The sequence below is a fragment of the Collinsella sp. An268 genome (genome assembly GCF_002159765.1).
Lineage (GTDB): Bacteria > Actinomycetota > Coriobacteriia > Coriobacteriales > Coriobacteriaceae > Coprousia.
Genome location: NZ_NFJH01000002.1, coordinates 35541 through 59046, shown reverse-complemented (window position 1 = coordinate 59046; position 23506 = coordinate 35541). Strand labels below are relative to the sequence as shown.

Sequence of the window (23506 nt, the reverse complement as noted above, 5' to 3'; positions counted from 1 at the left end):
GCCCACCTGGCCCCTCCCCTCATGTCAACGCAGGGTGTCGAGCAGGTTCTCGGCGGCGCCGATGAGCGGGGCCTCGCCCTCGAGCACGCCGATCAAGATGGGCGTGTCCTCAAGCGGGTCGAGGGCCTGGGAGCGGTAGCCTTCGGCGACCGAGGCGCGCCACGTCTCGCTCCGCCAGCCCGTCCCCTCGTGGATGACGCCGCCCGAGAGCACGATGACCGCGGGATCGAGGATGTTGGCCAAGGTGCCCAGGCTCGCGCCCAGCGCGCGGCCCGCCTCGGAGACGACCTCGATCGCGCGCGGGTCGCCAGCGGCGACCAGGTCGTTGACGTCGCGGCCGACCGTCGGGCGCGACGGGTCGACGCGGCCGTAGCGCTCCTCGAAGATCCGGCCGATGGAGGTGCCCGACGCCACGGACTCGAGATGGCCCGAGCGCCCGCAGGCGCACGGGATCCCCGCCGCAGCCGTGCTCTCGATATGCCCCATGTGGCCGGCGGCGCCGTGGGAGCCGCGCATGACGCGGCCGTCCATCACGAAGGCGCCCCCGATGCCCGTGCCGATGCCGAGGCAGAGGACGGACTCGTAGCCGCGGCCGACGCCCCAGCGCGCCTCACCGAGGGCGTGCGCGTGCACGTCGCCCGTCACCGCGACGGGCATATCGAGCTCTTCGGCCAGGCGCGGGCCGAGGGCGATGCCGCCCCAGCCGGGCATGATCTCGTTGGCGTAGGCGATGCCGCCCGTCTTGGGATCGACCACCCCCGCCGACCCGATGCCGACGCCGAGCACCTCGCCGTCGAACGCATCGAGGGCGGCGCGCACCGCTGCGGCGACGCGGGCGTAGACGGCCTCGCCGCCCTCGGCCGCATCGGTCGCCACCTCGGCCTCGTACACCGAGTGCGGACGGGAGCCGTCCGCCGGAAACGCCATGATGGCGCAGGCGATCTTCGTCCCGCCGATGTCAACGGAGCATACGTAGCGATCGCTCATCTCACACTCTCCTCTCCCCCTGCCGAAAAAAGGGGGCGGCTGCGCCAGCGCTCGCCGCCCCTATCGCTTACAGCAGGCCGTTCTCCTCGAGCACGCGGCGGATGGCCTCGACGTTCTCGCCCTTGAGCGAGTGCACCGGGCGGGGCATCTGGTTCGTCTCGAAGATGCCCATGAGCTTGAGCGCCGTCTTGAAGGCGCCGACGCCCGCGCCGAAGCCCTGCACGCCGGAGGTCACCGAGGTGATCTCCATGATGCGGGCGAGACGGTCCTGCTCGTCGCGCACGGTCTCCCAGTCACCGGCCTGCGCGGCCTTCCACTGGCGCACGTAGCCGTAGGGCTCGACGTTGGCGAGGCCGGGCACCGAGCCGTCCGCGCCGCCGAGGTAGGCGCCGTCGACGACGACCTCGTGACCGGTGAGGAGCTGGAGCGGATGGCCCGCGTCGCGGTTTTTGATGATGAGGCGGCGGAACGAGACGTCGTCGCCCGAGGAGTCCTTCACGCCGGCGAGCACGCCGTCGACGCCGAGGCGGATGAGCATGTCCACGTCGAGCTTGTTGTGGACGCACACGGGAATGTCGTAGGCGAAGATGGGCAGGTCGAGCGCATCGTGCAGGCAGCGGAAGCTCCACTCGATCTCGTTGATGCCCTGGAGCGCGTAGAACGGGCAGGTCGCCACGAGGGCGTCGACGCCCATCTGCTCGGCGCGCTTGCCGTGCTCGATCATGCGCTCGGTCTCCGTGTCGATGATGCCCGCGAGCACCGGCACGCGGTGGTCGACGATGCGGACCATGTTCTCGATGATCTCGGTGCGGCGCTCGTCGGTCGAGAACACGACCTCAGAGGACGAGCCCAGGATGAAGAGGCCGTCGACGCCAGCCTCGATCATGCGGTTGATGTTGCGTTCGAACGAGGGCACGTCGAGCTGACGGTCCTGGGTGAGCGGCACCACGACGGGAGGGATGACGCCGCTGAAACGCTTGTTGTCCACGATTGCTCCTTTAGCTGTGGCGCGGGCCGGGTGCCTGCGCCCCTGACAGATGGCGCGGCTTCTTCGCCGCACCGGCATCCCATGGTAGCGCCCCCGCATGCGAAGGCGGGCTACAACGGGAGGTTACACGAAGCCTCTCAAGAGGGGCGCGCCCACCTGAGGGCGCGCCCCTGCGCAAGCGATACCGTCGTTTACGCGCTCTCCCCCAGCTTGGGATGGAGCAGCGACGGGGCGGCACCGAGCAGCATCTTCGTGTAGGGGTCCTTCGGCTCGTTGAAGACCTGGGCGGCCGGGCCCTCCTCCACGATCTGGCCACCGTTCATGACGACGATCCGGTCGGAAATGTAGCGGACCGTCTGAATGTCATGGCTGATGAACATCATCGAGAGGCCGAGGTCGCGCTTGAGGTCGGTGAGCAGGTTCAGGATCTGCGCGCGCACCGACACGTCGAGCGCCGAGGTGGGCTCGTCGGCGATGATGGCGTCGGGGTTGAGCGACATGGCGCGCGCGATGGCGACGCGCTGGCGCTGGCCGCCCGACAGCTGGCCCGGCAGCACGTTCAAGGCGCTCTTGGGCAGACCGACGAGGCTCACGAGCTCGCGGATACGCTTCTCGCGCTCCTCGGGGCTCCCCACCTCGTGCACGAGCAGCGGGTCGAGCAGCTGGTCGTGCACGATCATGCGCGGGTTCAGCGCGGTCGACGGGTCCTGGAAGACCACCGATACGACGCGGCCGATCTGGCGGCGCTCCTCGGCGGTACGCTTCGTGACGTCGACGCCCTTGAAGAACACCTTGCCCGAGGTGGGCGACTGCAGGCCGCACATGACGTTGGCCGTGGTGGACTTGCCGCAGCCGGATTCGCCCACGATGCCGATGGTCTCGCCCGGCATGAGCTTGAGCGTCACATGGTTCACCGCGTGCACGAGATTGGGCTTGAAGAGCGACCCCGTACGCGTCTTGAATGTCACGCAGATGTCATCGAGGAAGATGATGGGCTCACTCCCCCGGGACGCAGCCGTCTTCTCGCTCATCTACCTCACCTCCTGAGCGGTCGTGGTGGTAAGCGTCTCAAGATAGGGCTTGAGCCCGTTCTGCTTGAGGTAGTCGTCGGGAAGCTCGGAGTACCGGTGGAACACGGGGCCGGGGAGCGACTTCAGAACCGGATGCACGTCGATGCCGATCGTGGGATGGCTCGAGCGCGGCGCGAAGCGGTCGCCCCGCGGGAAGTCCGCCGGGCTCGGCACCGAGCCGGGCACCTGGTGCAGGCGGGTACCCTCCTGCACGCCCTCCTCGATGGAGAGAACCGAACCCAGAAGGCCGCGCGTGTACTCGTGGATCGGGTTGGTGAGCAGCTCGACCGTGGGCGCCTGCTCCACGATCTGGCCCGCGTACATGACGGTGATCTCGCTCGCGACCTCGGCGACGAGGGCGAGGTCGTGGCTCACGAAGATCATGGCGAAGCCGAGCTTGGACTGCAGGTCGTTCAGGAGCTTGATGACCTGCTTCTGCACGGTCACGTCGAGCGCGGTGGTGGGCTCGTCGCAGATAACGAGCGACGGGTCGCGCGTGAGCGCCATGGCGATGAGGACGCGCTGGCGCTGACCGCCGGAGAGCTCGTGCGGATAGCTCTCGAGCGTGCGCTTGGGGTCGAGGCCCACGAGCTCGAGCAGGTCCTCGGCGGATCGGGTGCCGCCGCGGCTCGTGAGCTGCTTCATCTGCGCGGAGATGAGCATCGAGGGGTTGAGCGAGGAGAGGGCGTCCTGGTAGACCATCGCGATCTCGTGGCCCAGGAGCTTGCGGTGCTCCTCCTTGGTGAGCTTCACCAGGTCGGTGCCCTTGAAGAGGACCTCGCCGGAGACGTGCTCGTCGGCATCGGTCAGGCTCATGATGACCTTGGTGGTGATGGACTTGCCGCAGCCGGACTCGCCCACCAGCGCCATGCACTGGCCGGGGCGCACGTCGAACGAGACGCCGTCGACGACCTTCACATCGCCGTGGTGCTCGAAGCCGATCGAGAGGTTGCGCACCGAGAGCAGGGGCTCGACCGAGTGGTCGGGGATGTGGCGGTCGTGGCGCTTGAGCTCGACCTCGCGGAGTGCCGCCAGACGGCGAGCGAGAGCGGGTGCCTGCTCCTTGTAGGCGCGGACCGGGTCGGCCGCGAGGATGTCGTCGGCGCGGCGCTGCTCGGCGTCCTCCTCGCTCTCATCGAGCTTCGCGGCGCCGGGCGCGGCGGCCATGGCGTCGGTGAGGCCCTCGGAGAGGATGTTGAGCGCGAGGCACGTGATCATGATGGCGAGGCCCGGGAAGAGCGCCTGCCACCAGCGGCCCAGCAGCACGCCGTCGCGCGCGGAGGACAGGATGTTGCCCCACGTGGCGGTGGGCTCGGCGATGCCGGCACCGATGAAGGTGAGGGACGCCTCGAAGATGATGGCGTCGGCGACGAGCGTCACGGTGAAGACCATGATGGGCGCGATGCAGTTGCGCAGCACGTGCTTCATCAGGATCCACGGCGCGCGGGCGCCGGAGACGATGACGGCGCGGACGTAGTCCTCACCGTACTCGGATACGACGTTGGCGCGCACGATGCGCGCGATCTGCGGCGTGTACATGAAGCCGATGGAGAAGATGATGGCCGGCACGGAGTTGCCGAGGATGAGCACCAGGATGGCCGCAAGGGCGATGCCGGGGATGGACATGACGACGTCGAGGACGCGCATGATGACCTCGGATACCCACTTGCGCGACACCGCAGCGATAGCGCCGATGATGGAGCCGCACACCAGCGCGAAGAGCGTGGCGCCGAAGCCGATGATGAGCGAGTACTGGCCGCCGTAGAGCATGCGCGACAGGATGTCGCGGCCGGTGTTGTCCGTACCGAAGATATGCTCGGCGCTGGGCGGTTGGTACGCCTGCGTGATCTCGAGCGGGTTATGCGGCGCGATGACCGGGGCCAGGATGGCCGACAGCGCGACGAGGACGAGCAGGATGAGCGAGATCTTGCTCGATGTGCTCATCTTCTTGAAGCCCGCGAACCTCGCGCCCTTCGCGGCGGCCTGCTCGAGCTGAGCGGTTTTGTTCTCACGAATCTTAACCATGGCCTACACCGTCCTAATGCGCGGGTTGATGAGCAGGTAGAGCATATCAACCACGATGTTGATGATGACAAAGGCCAACGCCACCACGACGACGACGCCCTGGACGAGCATGATCTCGCCGCCGGTGATGCCCTGCTGGATGAGCGTGCCCATGCCGGGCAGGGCGAAGATGACCTCGATGACCACGGCGCCGCCCATGAGGTAGCCGATCTTCAGGCCGAGCGTGGTGATGGGCGTGATGAGGGCGTTGCGCAGCACGTTGCGGGCGATGACGATGTTCTCGGGGATGCCGCCGCCGCGCGCGGTCTTGACGTAGTCCTTATCGAGCTCCTCGACCATCGCCGTACGCACGATACGGGTCATCTGGCCGATGACGGGGAACGCCAGTGCGATGGCCGGCATGAGCATGCGGCCGAAGTAACCCGCCGGATTGGCGAACAGGTCCGGCAGCGCTCCCGAAGACGGGAACACGCGGGTGAGCCCGCCCAGGGTGACCGCGAGGATGAGCAGGACCGCGAGCCAGAACGACGGCGTCGCGATGCCCGCGATCGATATCACGCGGATGATCTGGTCGGGCCATCGGTCTCTGTACAGGGCCGATATGACGCCGAGCGTGAACGAGAACACGGCCGCCAGAAGCAGGCCGAAGAACGTGAGCTGCATCGTGATGGGCAGCGCCGAAGCGATGGCGGTGGCCACCGGGGTCTGACGGCTGCCGTAGGTGCCCAGATCACCCTGGACGAGACCGGCGATGTAGTCGACGTAGCGCACCGGCCACGGGTCGTTCATGCCGTGCTCATCCATGTACTGCTCGACCTGCTCCGGGGACGCACCCTCGCCGAGGACGGTGCGCGCCGGGATGGACGGGTCGGTGAAGGACATGAGGAAAAACACCAGCAGGGTGACGCCCAAGGCCATGATCGGCAACGCGATGAGGCGTCGGCCGATAAGGCGCAACAGGTTATTCATAGCTCTCCCCTCTCCTATGTTCCCTTGCGAATGGAAGGGCCCGGGCATACCTGATGTGCCCGGGCCCTGTTTCGCCTCAGCGTCTCCTCAGTTGCAGACGCATTCGCCGGTACAGCTGGGAGACGACCATCGACATGGGTTAGGCCGAAACCGTCTTGCAGCCGATGAAGCTCATGCCGGTCGTGCCGATGCCCTCGAAGCCTTCGATGGCGGTGCCGTTGGGCGCCGTCGCGGGGTCGGCCCAGGAAGCGGTGACCGTCTGGACGTGGACGAGCGGGTACAGGACGCAGTTGTCCGCGATGATGTCGTAGACCTGCTTCCAGGTTGCCTGCTGCTCGTCGCCGGACTGGCCGAGAGCGGTGTTCATGAGCTCGCGGATCTGGGCGAACTCAGCGGACTCGCCCCAACCGGTACGGGTCTGCTGCCAGACGTTGTCGCCGTACCACCAGTTGAGGAGCAGGTCGGGGTCGGCGCCCCAGCAGCTCGGGTCGCCCGGGGCGATGAGGATGTCGAAGTCATCCGAACCGCCGTCGATGGCGGCGTAGGTGGCCTGCGAGGTCTCGGTGCGGATCTCGACGGAGAAGCCGAGGGCCTCGAGGTCCTGCTGGGCCTGGATGCCCATCTGCTCGGCCTGCGTGTTGTCCGTGGTGCGGATCACGAGGCTGCCGGGCGTCACGCCGGCCTCGGTGAGCAGGGACTTGGCCTGGTCGACATCATAGGTGTAGACCGTGGCGGCCTCCTGGTAGTTCGGGAAGTCCTGCGGGATGTAGGACTTGGCGGCGGTGGCGAGACCGGTGAAGATGTTCTCGATCATCTGATCGGTGTTCAGGGCGTACATCACGGCCTTGCGGGCGGTGACGTTGTCCCACGGCGCCTTGGTGGTGTTGAACATGATGAAGCGGGTGCCGAAGCCCTGGACCTTGTCGACCTTGCAGCCCTCGCCCTCGATGGTGTCGATGGCGTCGGCGGTGACGGACTCCATGACGAGCGTGGTGCCCTGCTGCTGGGCGGTCATGCGGGCGGTGGCGTCGGTCAGGATGTCGTAGTGCAGGCCCGCGTCCTCAGCCGGGTAATCGCCGTTGTAGTCGGGGTTCGGGACGAGGTCGACCGTGTTGTCGGTGATCGCGTCGTACATCCACGGGCCGGAGCCGACGGGGGTGTCGGCGAGCTCGTCGTCCGTGGTGCCGGCCGGGAAGACGCGGACGAGCGCCAGGCGCTCCTTCAGCAGCGAGAAGTTGGCGATGGTGGTGGTGACGGTGATGGTGGTGTCGTCGGTCGCCTCGAGCGACTCGATCGGGGTCAGGAACGCCGCGTAGGTGGCGTTGGCCTTCGTGCGGTCGAAGGACTCCACGATATCCTCGGTGGTCACGTCGTCGCCGGTGGAGAACTTGGCGCCCTCACGGATCGTGATGGTGAAGTGCGTGTCGTCGGTCTGCTCGGGGTCGCCCGCGGCGAGCTCGTTGAACGTGCTGTAGTCATGCGGGTCGGTGCCGTAGAGGCCCTCGAGAACATGCCAGTTGGCGCCTAGGCAGAACGCCGAGGAGGTCGAGGTCGGGTTGTAATCCGACGGAGCGTACGCGGAGCCGGCGGTGATGGTGCCGCCGCCCTCGGTGCCGCCGCCCGCCGTGCTGCCGCCCGACGTGGTGTCCCCACCGCAGCCCGCCAGGCCGAGGCCGGCGACCGCGGCGGTGACGCCGGCGGCACCGAGGAACGTGCGACGGGACAGGCTTCTACTCATCAGTTCGCGCATGGAAACTCCAATCGTCAGGGCGCGCACCCGACCATGCTGTGCGGGCGCGCTTAGGTTGTTATTAACATACTTGTTACAACCACTTAACAAACGGGCTTCTCGGCGAGAGGGGGTATTGCCGTCATGAACGGTATCTGCAGGTAAATCAATTATTTAAGTTGACAATCGCACTGGTATCTTCTCTTCTGATACCAGTTGGCATCGCATCCGTACAACCAGTTGGACCGCCGCCTACCTTGACACGACTCGTATTACCTGCTACTTGCACGAAATATATCGTTGCGCGTTATGCGTCCCGCTGCCCGGTGCCCGCACCGGCATGATGCCCGGCGCCCCGCTCGGCATCCCAAGCGCGCAGCGTGTCGAACACCGCCTGCGCCACCTCGCGCGGCACGCCCTTCACGCTCGCGATGTCCTCCGCGCTGGCGGCGCGCAGGCGCTTCATCGAGCCGAAGTGCCGCATGATGGCCTTCTTGCGCGTGGGGCCCACGCCCTCCACCTCGTCGAGCACCGATACGGTCATCGCCTTGTCGCGCAGCTCCCGGTGGAACGTGATGGCGAAGCGGTGCGCCTCGTCGCGCACCTGCTTGATGAGGTAGAGCGAGGCGGAGCCGTTGGGCAGCACCACGGGCGTGTCGTCCCAGGGGACGAAGACCTCCTCGTCCGCCTTGGCGAGGCCGCACACGGGGATGTCGAGCCCCAGCTCGCCGAGCTGCGTCAGCGCCGCCGTGAGCTGGGGCTTGCCGCCGTCCACCACGAGCAGGTCCGGACGGCTGCCAAAGCGCTCGTCCGCCATACGCTCCGGCGCGTAGCGGCGGCCGAGCACCTCCTGCATGGAGAGGAAGTCGTTGGCCTCGCCCGTGACGCTCCGGATACGGAAGCGCCGGTATTGGGACTTGTCGGGCCTGCCGTTGGTGAAGACCACCATCGACGCCACGGTGAAGCGCCCGTGGATGGTGGAGATGTCGAAGCACTCGATGCGCAGCGGCGGCGCCGGCAGCGCGAGCGCGCTCTCGAGCTCGAGCAGGGCCTGGTTCGTGCGGTCGTCGGCGTATCCGGTGCGCATCATGTAGCGCATGAGGGCGTGCCGGGCGTTGCGCTCGCACATCTCCAGCAGATGGCGCTTCTCGCCGCGCTGCGGGCGGTGGATCTGGCAGGCGCGCCCGCGCTTGCCGGCGAGCCACTCCCCTACGACCGCGGCGTCGGCCAGGTCGATGGCCACGTCCACCTCAGCGGGGATATCCGCCGTCTCATCGTAATATCGCTTGATAAAGCCACCGACGAGCTCCTCCTCGTCCACATCGAGCCCCTTGTCGAGGATGAACTCGCAGCTGCGGACCGTGCGTCCCTCGCGCACGGCGAAGACGCACGCGCCGGCGATGGTCTCCTCGCGGTAGAAGCCGATGACGTCGATGTCGACGCGCGAGGGGAAGACGACCTGCTGGCGGTCGTCGAGCCCATCGATGACCTCGAGACGGCGCTTGATGCGGGCGGCCCGCTCGAAATCGAGATCCGAGGCGGCCTCGGCCATCTCCGCCTTGAGCTCGCCGGTCACCTCGCTGCGCTTGCCGGATAAGAAGCGCTCCACCCGGCGCACGTTTCTCGCGTACTCCTCGGGCGTGACGGCGCCCACGCACGCGCCGGGCCCGCGCCCCACGTGGTAATCGAAGCAGGGGCGCCCCTTCTCGGCCATGATGAGGCCGAGGATGTCCTCGTCGCCCTTGTGCGCCTCCGCCAGGCGGCGGCAGCGCTTCCACTCCGCGCACGTGGCGATGCAGATGGGAATGACCTTGCGGATCGTGTCGATGGTGTCGCGGGCGGCGCGGCTGTCGGTATAGGGGCCGAAATAGCGCGTGCCCGGCTTATGCCGCTCGCGGGTGTACTTGATGGCGGGAAAGAGGTCCCCTTTGGTGAGCGCGATGAAGGGGTAGCTCTTGTCGTCCTTGAAGTCGACGTTGAAATACGGGTGATACTGCCCGATGAGGTTGCGCTCGAGCACGAGGGCCTCGTGCTCGCTCTCGACCACGATATAGTCGAAGCTCCGGACCAGCTGCATCATGAGCGGGATCTTCTGCCGATCGTCGGTCAGCTGAACGTACTGGCGCATGCGGGCACGCAGGTTCTTGGCCTTGCCCACGTAGATGACGGTGCCCTCGGCATCCTTCCAGAGGTAGCAGCCGGGACTCGTGGGGACGAGCGCCACCTGCTCGACGAGGCTCGGCTCCACGCCCTCGGCGCTCACCGCCGCACGGGCTGCCGCGGCGCTGCCCGGCAGGGCGCGGTCGAGACCGGCGGGCACCCCCTCGACGGGCACCTCGGCATCTGCAGGGACGCGGGCGCCCGCGCGGTCCGCCCGGTCTCCGTGCCGGTCCGCACCCTCGGTGCGATACCGCCCCTTCTCCTCCGCCACGGTCCCACCCTACCTTCTGCCGGCGAAGCGGCTGACGAGGGAGGTGAGAACCGCCGCCTCGGGCAGCTTGGCGATCACCGCGGGCGCGAACGTCACGATGAGCGAGACGATGCCGGCGAGGGCGACGTAGGCGACCGTCTGGATGATAGGTGCCGTGGTGACCGTGCCGTCCGCCGCAAAGCTCACGAGCGGCGCGACGAACGTCTGCAAGAGCTCGAGCACCCCGGCGCCCGCGGCGGCGCCGAGCACGCCGAGACCCAGGCCGCACACGACGCCGCGCATGATGACCTTGAGGTGCAGCCCGCCCAGGCGCCCGCGCATCCAGATGAGCGCCGCGGCGGCCGTGACGCCATAGGAGGCGAGCATGGAGAGCGCGATCTGCGGCATGCCGCCGCCGGCCGCCACGCCGAGGCCGAGCGCCCACGCCATCTCGGCGAGGGCGCCGAGGAGCACGAACGCCGCATAGGGGCGCATGTCGCGCAGCGCCGAGCAGCCCTTCTGGGCGAGCATGCTCACCCCGTAGAGCGGAAGGCTCGGCGCCAGGAAGCGCAGGTACTCGCTCACGAGCTCGACGCCCGCGACGTCGAACTTGCCGGAGCAGTAGATCATGTTGAGCGGGAAGCTGAACACCACGAGGTAGCAAGCGAACGGGATGAGCAGGAAGAACTGCTCGGCGATGCCGTCGGCCATGCCGCGCCGCACGCCGGCGAGGTCGCCGGCAGCTGCGTCGCGCGCGAGCTCGGTGTAGAGCGCCGTGTTGAGCGATGCCGAGATGAGGGCGTAGGGCAGGGTGTACCACAGGCGGGCGTAGGCGGCGACCGACGCGCCGGTCTCGGGCTGCACCGCGAGCGCGGCGGAATTCTGAACCGACGCGGTAACCAGCGTGCAGATGGCGGCGAGCACCGTGGGGACCCCGAGCGCGAGCGTCTTTTTGAGCATGGGGTCCCTAAGGTCGATGCGCAGCCGCGGCCGGATACCGAACTTGCCGAGCGCCGGGATCTGGCAGGCCATCTGCACGAAGACGCCGAGCGTGGTGCCGACGGCGACCACCGTGATGGCGAGCCCGCTGCTGACGGGCTCCAGCACCGGGAAGAGCAGGAAGCTCACGATGACAACGACGTTGTTCAAGACGGGCGCGAAGTTGGACCAGAAGTAGTCGCGGTGCGCGTTGAGCACGCCCGAGAACACCGAGCCCAGGCCGTAGAACAGGATCTGGATCGCGAAGATGCGGAAGAAGTAGACCGCGACGTCGAGCTCCTCGCCCGCGCTCATGAACGCCTGCGTCCAGATAAGGCCCGGGGCGAACACGATCGCGGCAACGGACACGGCGCCCAGAAGCACGAGCAGGATCGACAGCAGGTTGGACACGTAGGCGTTGGCGCCCACGCGCCCTCCCTCGCGCCGCGCCTCCATGTAGACCGGCAGAAACGCGGTGACGAGCATGCCGCCCACCACGAGCTCGTAGAGCATGTTGGGCAGGTTGTTGGCGATGTTGTACGACGAGGCGATGAACGACACGCCGAAGGCGAGGCCCATGGCCCACGTGCGCACGAAGCCGGTGATGCGGGAGACGATGATGAGGCCGGTCATGAGGCCGGCGGAGCGGCCGACGCTCGCGTAGTCGCCGGCGGATGCGAAATCGTCCTCGCCCGCGTCCACGGCGTCCCCCGCGCGCACGTCTTCGGCGGCGGGCGCGCCCTGCGCCGGGGATGTGCCTGCGGTCGCCCCGGGCGAGACGGGCGCCTGCGGCGCCAGGTGCGTGGCAGGTGCGGGCCTGCGGGCGGCGTCGGAGGCACCGGCGTGGGCGCGCGCCGCGGCGGCGATGAAGATCGCCGTCTCGTCGGGCCGAGGCGCCGCGGCGGCCGACGGGACCTGCGCGGTCGGCGCCGATGGCGCGGCACCGGCCTCCGCCGTCTTGAAATGCCGCCCCCGGGGCCGCCCCTCGGATACCTCGCCCATAGCTTCTATCCCTCCTGCGTGATGGCGGCGATGCGCGCCCCGCAGAACGCAACGAGCGCATCCGGCTCGAGCTCGAGCTGAAGCCCGCGCTTGCCGCCCGAGATCATGATCGTGTCGAACAGTTGGCAGGTCTCATCGATGACCGTGGGGAACCGCTTTTTCATCCCCACCGGCGAGCAGCCGCCCCGCACGTAGCCCGTCGTGGGCGTGAGCGCGCGCAGCGGCAGCATCGAGAGCGCCTTCACCCCCGCCGCCTTGGCGGCGCGCTTGAGGTCGAGCTCGTGGTCGACCGGGATGCAGCACACGACGTGCGCGCCTTCAGGCGAGACCGTCACGAGCGTCTTGAAGACCTGGTCGGGGTCCTCGCCAAGCTGCGCGGCGATGCGCGCGCCGGAGAAGTCATCGTCGTCGTGCACGTAGGTGTGCACGGTATAGGCGATGCCCGCGCGCTCGAGCTCGCGCATGGCGTTGGTTTTCTTTACCGCCGCTGCCATGGGCCGCCGCGCGACTACACCGGGCTGCCGCCGCCGCACGGCATGCCGCCGTACGTGACGCTCGTGGTGATGACGCCCGTGCTGTAATCGCTCGCGTGCGTGATCCTGCCGCCGCCGATGTATACAGCTACGTGGTAGATACTGCCGGGGGAACCCCAGAACACCAGGTCGCCCGCGACGAACGTGCTCGGATCGGTCTTGAGGTTGCCGGCAGCGACCACCTGGTTGTACTGCGCCTGCGCAGTGCGGCCGAGGCTGATGCCCGCGCAGCTGTAGGCGTAGGTGGTGAGGCCGGAGCAGTCGAAGGCGACGCCGGGGCTCATGGCGCCCCAGCCGTAGGCGCATCCCACCTGCGAGTTGGCGACCGACACGATGGTCGAGCGCGCCGCCTGGCTCAGATTGCCGTTGCCAGCCGTCGAGCCACCGCCACCGGTATTGCCGCCACCGCCGGTGTCGCTGCCGCCGCCGGTGTTGCCGCCACCGCCCGTGTTGTCGCCGGCAGGGGGATTCGTCTGGGACCCGCCGTTGTCGGGCGCGGAGGGCGCCTCCTGCTGCGCCTCCTCCTGCTCGCGACGCGACTCCTCGGCGGCCTGGGCGCGCTCGGCTTCGAGCGCCGCCTGGAGCTCGCTGGAGAGACCGTTCACGTACGACTCGGCCTCTGACTGGGACGAGGCGAGCTCCTCGGCGCTCGCCGTCTGCTGGGCGAGCAGGTCGGTGAGCTCGGCCTCACGGTCGGAGAGCTCGGACTGCTGTTCCTCCAGGCTCGCCTGCAGCTCGCGCACGCCGTCGATGCGCGCGGACTGGGCGTCGGCCACCTTGCCCGCGTAGAACATGCGCGACGTGAGCTCATCGAACGAGGCGGACGAGAGCAGCACCTGGGCGAGCGACACACCGCCGTTCTTATAGTCGGCCGTCACCTGCTGGGCGAGTTCGTCTTGGGCGCCCGCGAGCTCGCGGGCGGTCTGGGCGACCTCCGTCTCGAGCTCGGAGATGCGCGCCTGGGTGTCGGCGAGCTCCTGCTCGGTGGTCGCGGCCGTCGCCTGCGCCATCTCGAGCTGACGGGTGAGCTCGGTCAGGCGCTCTTTGGCTGCCTCGAGCTCAGAGGAGGTGCTCGCCTCGTCATCTGCCCGGGCGATGGCGGGGGCAAGGCCTAAGGGGGTGGCCACCATGGCCGCGGAGAGCGCGACGACGATGCCGCGACGGGCCCAGGGCAGGGCTGCGCGGGCGGAGAGGCGGCTGCGATTGAGCTTCATACCGATGCCTTTCTACCAGATGGGGGGCATACACGGTACCCCCCATCTTATCAGCGAATCGCCGCCCCTAGGAACACTCCACAATGCGGTAAGGTTACGCCTCCATCCGCGCGCGGTCGCGTGCGAGGATGGGACCGAGGAATTTGCCCGTGTAGCTCTCGGGGCAGGCGGCGACCTGCTCGGGCGTGCCGGAGACCACGATGCGCCCGCCGCGCACGCCGCCCTCGGGGCCGAGGTCGATGATGCGGTCCGCCACCTTGATGACGTCGAGGTTGTGCTCGATGACGAGCACGGTGTTGCCGGCGTCGACCAGGCGCTGGAGCACGTCGATGAGCTGGCGCACGTCCTCGAAGTGCAGGCCCGTCGTCGGCTCGTCCAAGATGTAGAACGTGCGCCCCGTCTGCTTGCGGTGCAGCTCCTTGGCGAGCTTCACGCGCTGCGCCTCGCCGCCGGAGAGCGTCGTGGCGGGCTGGCCCAGCCGTACGTAGCCGAGGCCCACATCGTAGAGCGTCTGCAGCTTGCGCTTGATCTGCGGGATGCTGCCGAAAAACGCGAGCGCCTCGGTCACGGACATGTCGAGCACGTCCGAGATGTTCTTGCCGCGGTACGTCACCTCGAGCGTCTCGCGGTTGTAGCGCTTGCCGCCGCAGACCTCGCACGGCACGTAGATATCGGGCAGGAAGTGCATCTCGATCTTGATCTGGCCATCGCCCTTGCAGGCCTCGCAACGGCCGCCCGAGACGTTGAAGCTGAAGCGCCCGGGCGAGTAGCCGCGCGCCTTGGACTCCGGCACGCTCGCAAAGAGGGCGCGCAGGTCGTCCCAGAGACCGATGTAGGTCGCCGGGTTCGAGCGCGGCGTACGGCCGATGGGTGACTGGTCGATGTCGATGACCTTGTCGATCTCCTCGATGCCCTCGAGCTTCTTATACGGACCCACGGGGCGGCCCGAGCGGTGGATGGCGTTGGTGAGCGCGGGCGCGATGGTGTCGGTCACCAGGCTCGACTTGCCCGAGCCGGAGACGCCCGTCACCACCGTGAACGTGCCGAACTCGATCTTTGCCGTAACGTTCTTGAGGTTGTTGGCGCGCGCCCCCGTGATGGTGAGCGCGCCGCGGCCGGGGCGGCGGCGCTCGGCGGGCAGCTCGACCATGCGCGCGCCGGTCAGGTACTGGCCGGTGAGCGAATCGGGGCACGCCATGATCTCTTCCGGCGTGCCCGCGCACACCACGCGCCCGCCGTTCTCGCCGGCGCCGGGGCCCATGTCGATCACGTAGTCCGCCGCACGGATCGTGTCCTCGTCGTGCTCGACCACGATGACGGTGTTGCCGAGGTCGCGCAGGCGCTCGAGCGTGGCGATGAGGCGCTCGTTGTCGCGCTGATGGAGGCCGATCGAGGGCTCGTCCAGGATGTAGAGCACGCCCATGAGGCCGGCGCCGATCTGCGTCGCCAGGCGGATGCGCTGCGCCTCGCCGCCGGAGAGCGTGGCGGAGGCGCGGTCGAGCGTGAGGTAGTCGAGGCCGACGTCGACCAAGAAGCGCAGGCGCTCCACAATCTCCTTCACGATACGGCCGCCGATGAACTGCTGGCGCTCGGTGAGCTCGAGCGCCTCGAAGAACTCGAGCGATTCGCGGCACGACAGGCAGCACACGTCGTAGATGGACTTGTCGCCCACCGTGACGGCGAGCATCTCGGGGCGCAGGCGTGCGCCGTGGCATGCGCGGCAGGGCTCCTCGCGGATGTACTTCTCGAGGCGCGCCTTGGTGTTCTCGTTCGTCGTCTCGATATAGCGCTCGTAGAGGATGTTGCGAACGCCGGAGTACTTTGTGAACCAGTGTGTGTCGCGACCGTCCTGCGTGTGGTAGTCGACGCGCATCTTCTTGTCGCCCAGACCGTCCAGAAAGACCTTCTTCACACGAGGCGGCAGGTCGCGCCACGGCGTGGCGGAATCGACCTTCAGGTGCTTGGCGAGCGCGCGGAAGATCTGCGGGTAGTAGTTCGACTTACCGAAGAAGCTGCCGAAGACGCCGTCCTCGATGGAGAGCGCGGGGTCCTCGATCAGGGCCTCGGCGTCGACGACCTTCTTGAAGCCCAGTCCGTCGCACGCGGGGCAGGCGCCGTAGGGAGCGTTGAACGAGAAGTCGCGCGGCTGCAGGTCGTCGATGGAGTGACCGTGCTCGGGGCAGGCGAGTGCGAGCGAATAGGTGAGGAGCTCCCCCTCGGTGCCCTCGGGCGCGTCGCGGTCGGGCAAGAGGTACACGGCCACACGACCGTGGGCAAGCTTGGTCGCCTGCTCGACGGCCTCGGCGATGCGGCCGACGGAGTTACCGCGTATGACGATGCGGTCGACGACGACCTCGATGGTATGGCGGAACTTCTTGTCGAGTTCTATGGGGTCGTCGAGCGAGCGCACGTCGCCATCGATGCGCACGCGCGAGAACCCCTCGCGCCGAAGGTCGTCGAGAAGCTTGGCGAACTCGCCCTTGCGGTCCGTCACCACCGGAGCGAGCACGAAGGCACGGCGGCCCTCCCCCGCCTCGAGGATCTTGTCTGCCACCTGGTCGGTCGTCTGCCGCTCGATGACGCGTCCGCATTCCGGGCAGTGCGGCGTGCCGATGCGGGCAAAGAGCAGGCGCAGGTAGTCGTAGATCTCGGTCACGGTGCCCACCGTGGAGCGCGGGTTTTTCGACGTCGTCTTCTGGTCGATGGAAACGGCCGGCGAGAGGCCGTCGATGGAGTCGAGGTCGGGCTTGTCCATCTGCCCCAAGAACTGGCGCGCGTAGCTCGAGAGGCTCTCGACGTAGCGGCGCTGGCCCTCGGCGTAGATCGTATCGAACGCGAGGCTCGACTTGCCCGAGCCTGAGAGACCCGTGATGACGACGAGCTTGTCGCGCGGGATGGTGACGTCGATATCCCGCAGGTTGTGCTCGCGCGCCCCGCGGATGACGATGGAGGAATCGGACACAGATGACCCCTTTCGGTTCATCGGGTGCACAACGTGTTGCATCGCACCGGCGCGTGGCCGGCTGGCGTTTCAGTGTAGCGCCATTATAAGCGGACAGGTGTTCGCACATCGTTCCGTCACGGGATATTCAATCCTTGTTCGGCGGGTTTCCGCGCGGCGCCCCTCGACCGCACCCACCGCGGCCGCGGCCCTAATCGAGCTCGATGCGCTCCTCCGCCACCACCGCGACCGAAAGCTCGTCCAGCTCGAGGCCGGCACGGCTCAGCGAGCGCGCGAGACGTTCCGCCCGAGGCGCGCGGCCCGCCCCGGCGATCTCGAGCCGCAGCTCGCCGTCCTCCAGCTCGAAGCGGGCGATGCGGTACTCCGTCCCCTCGACCCAGGCGCTCGCCGCCTCCTGCGCGCGGCGGAGCTCGTCGTTGGCGCGCACGATACCGAAGCTCGTCGTCGCCAGGGAGCCGACGACCACGAGCGCCATGAGCGCCACGCCGAGATACCAGAGCTCGCGCGCCCTGCCCTCGATGACGGAGAACTCACGGCGCCCCAGCCCCGCCATCAGATACACGGCGGCGCCGGCGACCTGGATGGCCACGTAGTTGGTCACGAACAGCAGAAACGACCCCCAGGCCGCGGCACTCGCGCCCTCGAGGAGCGCCGCGCCCGTCACGCAGAGCGGCGGCACGATGGAGGCGGATATGGCGATGCCGGGCACCGCATCGGGGATATCGCGCCGGACGCTTGCGAGCGCCGCCACGAAGCCCGAGGCGAGCGCGATGATGAGGTCGACGAGTCGCGGCGAGGTGCGCGCGAGCACCTGCGTGTTGGTGCTCATGTCGACGGCGACGGGGATGATGGCGGTCACGCCGACCGCCACGAGGATGACGACGCCCATGCCGACGAGCGTGAGGGCGAACGTCTGGAGCGTCTTGAGGGGCCGGCCGAGGGCGGCGGCAAGGGCCGTCCCGAGCATGGGCGACATCAGGGGCGCCACCAGCATGGCGCCGATGATGGTCGTGGCCGAGTCCGCCGCCACGCCCGCCGTGGCGATGACGGCCGCGGTGACGAGCCTCAGGAAAAACGACGAGTACTGGCGCAGGGGCTCGTCGACCCGCACGAACCCCGCGCGCTCTGCGGCGATCACGACATCGGGCTCGAGCGGACCTCCGAGCAGAATCCTGGCAAACCACGTCATGGCTCGTCCTACCTGAGGAGATACGCGTCCGTCACCTCGCCATAATAGGCGGTGTGGCAGAGGCCCTCCGCGGCGGCGGTGCCGTAGATGCCGTCGCGGAGCCCGGCGGACATGAGGGAGGTGTCCTGATCGCGCCGGTAGATGATGTGGCACTCGAGCGTGAGGGGCAGTTCGCGGATGGCGGGCGCGTCCACGGTCTCGCCGTCGACCAGGGTGAGCCCGAGCTCGGCGACCTTATCGGTATCGCGTCCGCTTCTGGAGCCGCAGAATCCGAGGATGCGCCGCACGCGCCGGTCGGCTCCGTCATCGCCTGTCGGCACCGGCACGTTCACCGTGAAGCAGTCGGCGCGCTCGAGCAGCTCGTGCGTGTAGCGGTCCTGCCGGATATAGGCGATGAAGACGGGCTTGCGCCATTCGATACCGAGCATGCCCCAGCCGATGGTCATCGGGTTCACCGCACCGTCGACCTTGACCGTGACGAGCGCGCCCGGTGTGAGCGCCCCCAGGATCTCGCCCGCGCGCTCCAGCGCGTCTATCTTCTCGCGCACCGTCGAACCTCCTCTACCGATAGGCGCGTGCACCCGCCCCATCGCGCCGGATGCCCGGGCGCCGGGCGCAGGATGCCCTAGTGATGGCAGGCGTGCTCCTCGCCCATAGCGGGAAGCTCGCCCGCCGCCGCCCTCGCGGCGACATCGCCCACCCTCGGGGTCTCGGCGTCGTAGAGCACGGTGATGCCCGCCTGCGCAAAGCCCGCCAGGGGGCGCATGCCCATCCCGGCGGCGACGATGGCGTCGATGCCCGCATCGGCGAGCAGACCGACGGGACGCAGGCAGCCGCCCTCCTCATGGGGCGGGTTATCGATGATCTCGGTGCCGGTGACCCGACCGTCCTCAACCGTCACGACGGTAAAGCAGTCGCAATGGCCGAAGTGGCCCGAGCGCTCGCAGTCGAGCCCGCCCGCACCGAGGGTAGGGATAGCGATCTTCATGCGGTCTTCCTCTCTATCCGGCGCCTTCCGGGCGCCTCGTCGTGCTAACCGATAGTTTTCCCCTTAAGCGCGCCACGCTATGCACCGCGTTTTCCGCGAACGGCGGCGCCGTAATTGGTTCTTCTTTGGTGCCATTTGTGGGCGCCTCATGGTTCCGGGCGTCACCGGGAAGCAGACGGGCGGCGGGCGGTGGCCGTTGGGTAGGATGGAGGTACCGACAGACCACAGGGGCGCCGCGCGGCATCGCACCGCGCGCGTGTCCCTCTTCGTGTGCAAAGGGGGCGACATGCTCATCAACCTCATCCTCATCGCCTGCGGCTTCGCACTGCTCATCGTGGGCGCCAACGCACTCGTGGACGGCGCCTGCAGTATCGCGCGGCGCCTCGGACTCCCCGACCGCGTGACCGGCCTCACCGTCGTGGCCGTGGGTACGGCCGCCCCGGAGCTCGTGGTGGGCATCACATCCGCCCTCGACGGCCACGCCGATATGGCCTTTGGCAACGTCGCCGGCAGCTGCATGGCCAACCTCCTGCTCATCCTCGGCCTCTCCGCGGTCATCACGCCCATGGCGCTCGGGCGGCGCGCCGTCCGCTTCGAGATTCCCGCCTCACTTGCCGCCATCGGCGCCCTGGCGCTGTTCGCCAATACGGACGGCGTCCTTACGGCGCCAGAGGGCGCGGTGCTACTCGTCGGCTTCGCCGCCTTTATGGCTTACACCGTGTTCGTGGGGCTGAAAGAGGGCGCCGATACTGCGGTGGCTGAAGGGGCCGATGGCGCTGTCGCCACCAAAACCGGAGATGGCGCCGGCACGGCGGCAGACGACGGGCTCGACGCCCTCGGCCGCATCAAGGCCATCGCGAGCGCGCTCCCCGCGCACCCGTTGGGCGCCCTCGTCTTCATCGCCGGCGGCATCGCGCTCCTCAAGGTGGGCGCCGACCTCGTCATCGACCACAGCGTCATCGTGGCCACGTCCGTCGGCATCTCCGAGCGCATCATCGGCATCACGGTCATCGCGCTCGGCACCTGTCTGCCCGAGCTCATCACGAGCATCGTGGCCGCCTTCCGCGGCAACACCGATCTGGCTGTGGGCAACGTGGTGGGTTCCAACGTCACCAACGTGCTGTTGGTCATGGGCGCACCGGCACTGGTCGCCGCGGTGCCCTACGCAACGTCCTATAACCTGGACTTCGGCCTACTGGCGCTCTTTACCGCCGTGCTCGCCGGTTTCGCCTTCATGGGCGCCCGGCACCAGATGAGCCGCGCCAACGGCGTCGTCTTCGTAGTGCTCTACGTGGCTTACCTGGGACTTGCCCTCATCGTGTAGCACGTGTCACCACCACCTGCACCCATATCGCGCACCCCTTCCCTGTGCCTCCCGCCTGCAATCCAGCGTACGTGGGAGGCACATGCTTTATATGCGCCAGCCGCATACAAATACGGTTGCGACGCATGACGCGACCCTTCCCTTGGCGGGCACAATAAGAGGGAGGCTCAACGGGGCATTCGTCGCCTAGCGCCCCGCAGTGCCGCCCCGCGAACGCCGAGCGTTCCGGCGCATGCGCCGCCAAAGCGTCTACAAACACCCAAGTGATGGGAGATACCATGTCCGACCAGCTGAACGACCAACTCATCGAGACCAGCCAGCGCTTCTGGGATGCCATGGAGCACGCCGACGAGGCGGGCATGCGCGCCGTCGCCGACCCTGAGTGCACCTTCGTGCACATCGGCATCACCGCACCGCTCGACCAGGAGATCGGCTTCTATACCTCCGGCGCCTTCCAACCCACGAGCATCGTCTTCCACAGCCAGACCCCCAGCGTCTTCGGCGATACGGGCGTCGTCATCACCGATTGCGACTACGCCCTTCTGCTCGACGGTAAGGAGACGACGCACCATTTTGCCGTGACCGAGGTCTTCAACCGCGTAGACGATGCCTGGAAACTCGTCACGTTCTCGTTCACCGCGCTCGTCTACTAAGCAGCTGAGCCGGAAGGAGCAGTCGGGGCATACCGCGACGCTCCTTCGGCGGGCGCCATTGGCTGCCACAAGAGAAGGGCACATACCATGCAATCGTTTACGTACGACTATCCGGTCAAGAACTACTTTGGCGCAGGCGCCGTCGAGCAGGCGCTCGCGGCAGAGATGCCTCGCATGGGCTCCGTCGTCATGCTCGCTTACGGCGGTGGCTCCGTGAAGCGCGCCGGCGTGTACGACAAGGTCGTCGAGGCCCTCAAGGGCGCCGGCAAGACCGTCGTTGACTTCGCGGGAATCATGCCCAACCCCACCTACGAGAAGTGCCTCGAGGGCGCCGCGCTCGCCCGCCACGAGCACGTTGACTTCGTCCTCGCCGTGGGCGGCGGCTCGGTCTTCGACTGCTGCAAGGTGATCTCCGCGCAGGCGAAGCTTAGCGAGGACATCGACCATTACGAGCACGTGCAGGGCAAGGTGCCGACCGAGTTCATCCCCATGGGCTGCATCGTGACGCTCTCCGGCACGGGCGCCGAGCAGAACAACGGCGCCGTCATCACCAACGAGGCCACGCATGTGAAGGGCCCCTTTGTGGGCGCGCTTGCCGATTGGGCCGCGCTCGACCCGGCGCTCACCCTCACGGTACCGCACGCGCAGTTTATGAGCGGCGCCTACGACACGCTCTCGCACTGCATGGAGAGCTTCTTCGGCACGCCGCGCGAGGCCAACGTGACCGACGACATGAACCTCGCTATCCAACGGAACGTCATCCGCAACATGCGCGTTATCGCCGCCGACGACCAGAACCTCGAAGCGCGCTCGGAGCTGGTGTACGACTCCGCTATGGCCGAGAACGGCATGCTCAAGATCGGTAAGGTCACCGACTTCCAGGCGCATATGATCCAGCATCAGTACGGTGCCTATACCCATACCAACCATGGATTCGGCCTCGCCGTCATCCATCCGGCGCTCTACCGTCATCTGGCGCCGGAGGCGCCCGCGCAATTTGCCCGCTGGGCGCGCGAGGTGTGGGGCGCGACCGCCGAGGACGACCTTGCCGCCGCACGGGAGGGCATTGACGCCCTCCAGGCATTTACCGCCGAGATGGGGCTTCCCACCACGTTCGCCGAGATGGAGTCCGATGCCTCCGACGACACGCTCCGCAAGGTGGCCGACACCGCCATCCTCACCGGCGGGTGCGTCAAGAAGCTCGAGCGCGACGAGATCTTCCAGATTCTGACCGAGTGCCGCTAACCTGCGGTGCACCTACATCTGCGACAGAGGCCGGTGCCCCGCGAGCCATGACGCGGGCACCGGCTTTTGCGTTTCGCTGCTTGGAGCAAGCGCTATCCCAGCTGCGCGCCGTACCAGTGCTCGATGAGGTGGCGCGCGATAGAGGCGCGCCCGGGGAGCTCGAGGCCATCGCGCTCGATGGCGCGGGCGAGCTCATCGCGCGTGAACCAGCGCGCGTCCGACACCTCGTCGTGGTCGACGGCGATCGCCGTCGTCGCGGCGTGCGCCGTGAAGCCGAGCATGAGCGACGCGGGAAACGGCCACGGCTGGGACCCCAGGTAGCTAACCGTATCGAGCACGACGCCCGTCTCCTCCTCCGCCTCGCGGCGCACGGCGTGCTCCAGGCTCTCCCCCGTCTCGACGAAACCGGCCGAGACCGAGTAGAACCGCGGACGCCACGCGGTGTTGTGCTGGAGGAGGATGCGGTCCCGATCGTCGACGATGGCGGTGATGATCGCCGGCTCGATGCGCGGGAAGAGCAGGCGCCGCCCGTCCGCCTCACCCGTGCACACCTGCGCCCAGCCGGCGAGCGCCGGGCGCACCGGGGCGCCGCAGGAGGGGCAGAACCGCTGGTGCGCGTGCCACATGGCGACGGAGACCGCGCTCGTGGCGAGTCCGGCGTCGCGCGGGGTCGCGCACGGGGCGAACGACCGGAGCTCGATCCAGTCGAAGTCGCGGAGCGCCCGCACGGCGAAGGAGCCGTCGGAGCGCCCGAGGTCCGCGTCCACATGGGCGCGCGCCTCCGACCGGGGCGCGGCGGGACCCTCGGCAGCCCGCGTGATGTCGAGGGCGATATACGGCGTCTTAGGCTCGGCTGTGCGGTCGACACCGAGGTAGATGGCGATACAGCCCGGGCGGCGGGCCTCCTCGCGCACCGCCTCGGCGGAGAGGAGCGCCAGCGCCAAGGGGCCGGTCGGCGCCGCCGCGTCGGGGCGGGGCGCCGCCGGGTCGTCGGCGCAGACGAGCGCGCCCGGGGCATCGGCGCCGCTCCTTTTGGGCACCGCCACGAGCCCGTGGTTCACCAGCATGACGCGCGTCGCCGCGTCCTCGAGCAATCGCTCGACCAGGCCCTCCTCCCCGCGGCGCGCCACATCGTAATCGACCGTCGTCTGCGCGAGCAGCAACCGGTCCATAAACGTCGTCGGGGCGGCAGGGACCATCTCGCCCGTGTCCATCGCTCGGGCTCCTTTCACGCGGGGCA

General features: G+C 68.1%; 18 protein-coding genes. 3 read left to right on the top strand and 15 right to left on the bottom strand.

Annotated elements, in window-relative coordinates; all coding sequences use genetic code 11:
• Window positions 1–24: 24 nt before the first annotated feature.
• The 14 genes from B5F70_RS02165 to B5F70_RS02100 all read right to left on the bottom strand — a co-directional run bounded on the left by B5F70_RS02165 (window position 25) and on the right by B5F70_RS02100 (window position 19044).
• Window positions 25–987 carry an ROK family protein gene (locus tag B5F70_RS02165; protein ID WP_087203929.1) on the bottom strand — a complete coding sequence of 321 codons (963 nt, stop codon included), beginning with the start codon at window positions 985–987 and terminating at the stop codon, window positions 25–27.
• A gap of 67 nt (window positions 988–1054) precedes the next feature.
• Window positions 1055–1975, bottom strand: a complete 921-nt coding sequence (locus B5F70_RS02160; RefSeq protein WP_241145875.1) for a dihydrodipicolinate synthase family protein — start codon at window positions 1973–1975, stop codon at window positions 1055–1057.
• Window positions 1976–2166: 191 nt separating this feature from the next.
• Complete coding sequence (locus B5F70_RS02155) at window positions 2167–3006, bottom strand: ABC transporter ATP-binding protein (protein WP_087203928.1); 840 nt, start codon at window positions 3004–3006, stop codon at window positions 2167–2169.
• Window positions 3007–5070: a dipeptide/oligopeptide/nickel ABC transporter permease/ATP-binding protein gene (locus B5F70_RS02150; protein ID WP_087203927.1), complete on the bottom strand. Its 2064-nt coding sequence runs from the start codon at window positions 5068–5070 to the stop codon at window positions 3007–3009.
• Between the two features lie 3 nt (window positions 5071–5073).
• On the bottom strand, window positions 5074–6039 hold the full coding sequence (locus tag B5F70_RS02145; RefSeq protein WP_087203926.1) for an ABC transporter permease: 966 nt from the start codon (window positions 6037–6039) through the stop codon (window positions 5074–5076).
• 139 nt (window positions 6040–6178) lie between these two features.
• Window positions 6179–7789: an ABC transporter substrate-binding protein gene (locus B5F70_RS02140; RefSeq protein ID WP_087203925.1), complete on the bottom strand. Its 1611-nt coding sequence runs from the start codon at window positions 7787–7789 to the stop codon at window positions 6179–6181.
• A 286-nt stretch (window positions 7790–8075) separates the two neighbouring features.
• The gene (gene uvrC / locus B5F70_RS02135; RefSeq protein WP_087204098.1) at window positions 8076–10064 is read right to left on the bottom strand and encodes an excinuclease ABC subunit UvrC; all 1989 of its coding nucleotides are present in this window, start codon (window positions 10062–10064) and stop codon (window positions 8076–8078) included.
• Between the two features lie 144 nt (window positions 10065–10208).
• Window positions 10209–12158, bottom strand: a complete 1950-nt coding sequence (locus tag B5F70_RS02130) for a murein biosynthesis integral membrane protein MurJ (protein WP_087203924.1) — start codon at window positions 12156–12158, stop codon at window positions 10209–10211.
• A 5-nt stretch (window positions 12159–12163) separates the two neighbouring features.
• Window positions 12164–12652 carry a Cys-tRNA(Pro) deacylase gene (gene ybaK, locus B5F70_RS02125; RefSeq protein ID WP_087203923.1) on the bottom strand — a complete coding sequence of 163 codons (489 nt, stop codon included), beginning with the start codon at window positions 12650–12652 and terminating at the stop codon, window positions 12164–12166.
• Between the two features lie 14 nt (window positions 12653–12666).
• Window positions 12667–13905 (bottom strand): C40 family peptidase, encoded by a 1239-nt coding sequence (locus tag B5F70_RS10455; RefSeq protein ID WP_143753902.1) that lies wholly within the window; start codon window positions 13903–13905, stop codon window positions 12667–12669.
• 94 nt (window positions 13906–13999) lie between these two features.
• Entirely contained in the window at window positions 14000–16867 is a 2868-nt protein-coding gene (gene uvrA, locus B5F70_RS02115) for an excinuclease ABC subunit UvrA (RefSeq protein WP_087203922.1), read from the bottom strand.
• Between the two features lie 190 nt (window positions 16868–17057).
• Window positions 17058–18056, bottom strand: a complete 999-nt coding sequence (locus B5F70_RS02110) for a DUF389 domain-containing protein (RefSeq protein WP_087203921.1) — start codon at window positions 18054–18056, stop codon at window positions 17058–17060.
• A gap of 8 nt (window positions 18057–18064) precedes the next feature.
• On the bottom strand, window positions 18065–18604 hold the full coding sequence (locus tag B5F70_RS02105) for a flavin reductase family protein (RefSeq protein ID WP_241145874.1): 540 nt from the start codon (window positions 18602–18604) through the stop codon (window positions 18065–18067).
• Window positions 18605–18681: 77 nt separating this feature from the next.
• Entirely contained in the window at window positions 18682–19044 is a 363-nt protein-coding gene (locus tag B5F70_RS02100) for a NifB/NifX family molybdenum-iron cluster-binding protein (protein WP_087203919.1), read from the bottom strand.
• A gap of 286 nt (window positions 19045–19330) precedes the next feature.
• Here B5F70_RS02100 and B5F70_RS02095 point away from each other — a divergent pair, with 286 nt between their 5' ends.
• From B5F70_RS02095 to B5F70_RS02085, 3 genes are all read left to right on the top strand, one after another.
• Window positions 19331–20368, top strand: a complete 1038-nt coding sequence (locus B5F70_RS02095; RefSeq protein ID WP_087203918.1) for a calcium/sodium antiporter — start codon at window positions 19331–19333, stop codon at window positions 20366–20368.
• Window positions 20369–20646: 278 nt separating this feature from the next.
• Window positions 20647–21021: a nuclear transport factor 2 family protein gene (locus B5F70_RS02090; RefSeq protein WP_158094904.1), complete on the top strand. Its 375-nt coding sequence runs from the start codon at window positions 20647–20649 to the stop codon at window positions 21019–21021.
• A gap of 87 nt (window positions 21022–21108) precedes the next feature.
• Window positions 21109–22266, top strand: a complete 1158-nt coding sequence (locus tag B5F70_RS02085) for an iron-containing alcohol dehydrogenase (protein WP_087203916.1) — start codon at window positions 21109–21111, stop codon at window positions 22264–22266.
• A 92-nt stretch (window positions 22267–22358) separates the two neighbouring features.
• Here the strand turns inward: B5F70_RS02085 and nudC are convergent, their stop codons facing one another.
• Window positions 22359–23480, bottom strand: a complete 1122-nt coding sequence (gene nudC / locus B5F70_RS02080; protein ID WP_241145873.1) for an NAD(+) diphosphatase — start codon at window positions 23478–23480, stop codon at window positions 22359–22361.
• Window positions 23481–23506: the final 26 nt, after the last annotated feature.